Annotated in this window: 1 pseudogene; it reads right to left on the bottom strand. The window is 40.3% G+C overall.

Features of this window, described 5'->3' with window-relative positions:
• Window positions 1–988 (bottom strand): annotated as a pseudogene (locus GO495_RS31870) (DUF6443 domain-containing protein); the annotation flags it as partial.

Raw genomic sequence — 988 nt, 5'->3', positions numbered from 1 at the left:
CCCAGTTTAGATGTTGGATCATTGCGTTTGTCAGTAACGAAACTGAGCCTGTTACTGGTTGCATTATATCCATATTTTAAACTGTCAATCGCCTGAGGAACAGGCCCGTTCATCCCTATCTGTTTCATAGAAAGGATGTTTCCATTTACATCATAAGTCAAACCACTTACAGAGAAATTAACAAGGTTCTGTGCCCAGGTAATGCTACCGGAATTCTGCTGATTAAAGGTCGCCTGCGTAATTCTGTTAGCATTATCATAATCATAACCAAAAGCACGGGCAATACCATCTGAGCGGCTTTTCCATTTAGCCCCTGCAATATTGCCGTTCAGCTCTTTATTGCTGAATCCATAATCATAACTAAGCTCCTGTCCGAACCAGTTGGAAGTGCTACCGGCTGTATTTATAAAGGCTTTGTTTACAGACTTCAGCCATCCACGTATATTATATTCATAGTTCAATAATTCCAGTTGAGAAGATGCAGCAGCATTTAATCGCTTACTATTCAGCTGACCTAATTCATCATAATCATTAACAGCTACTGTTTGCTGTAAAGCAATGTTATCGTTTAGACGTTTTTTAACTGAGTCCAATCTGCTACCGGCATCATAGTGATACATGGTTAACACCGTTGTTTGTGGAGTAACAGTGCTGCGAGGATTAGTATGTCGTAAATAGGAGCTTAACAGCTTCCCACTAAAATCAAATAAACTGTTGGTAATATCTTTCCCACCCGGCATATTATCTGCCACTGTCTGGATTACACGCCCCTTATCATTATAGTAAGGCGTAGTCATTAAGAATTGCCCGGTATAATCAACCTGAGCCTTTTTACCCGTCATCAACCCACGTGTAAGTTTGCTGGCTACAGCTGGAATAGCTTCGGGATATAGATTACTATTTGCCTGTGGTTTAGCGATATCAGTGGTAGAATAAGTTTGGCTTCCTGAATAAGTATAGTCATCATAATAGGTATTTACCAGTGGGA

The organism is Chitinophaga oryziterrae (genome assembly GCF_009758125.1).
Lineage (GTDB): Bacteria > Bacteroidota > Bacteroidia > Chitinophagales > Chitinophagaceae > Chitinophaga > Chitinophaga oryziterrae.
Note: the sequence above shows the minus strand (reverse complement) of the source record. Positions and strands in the feature narration are given on the sequence as shown.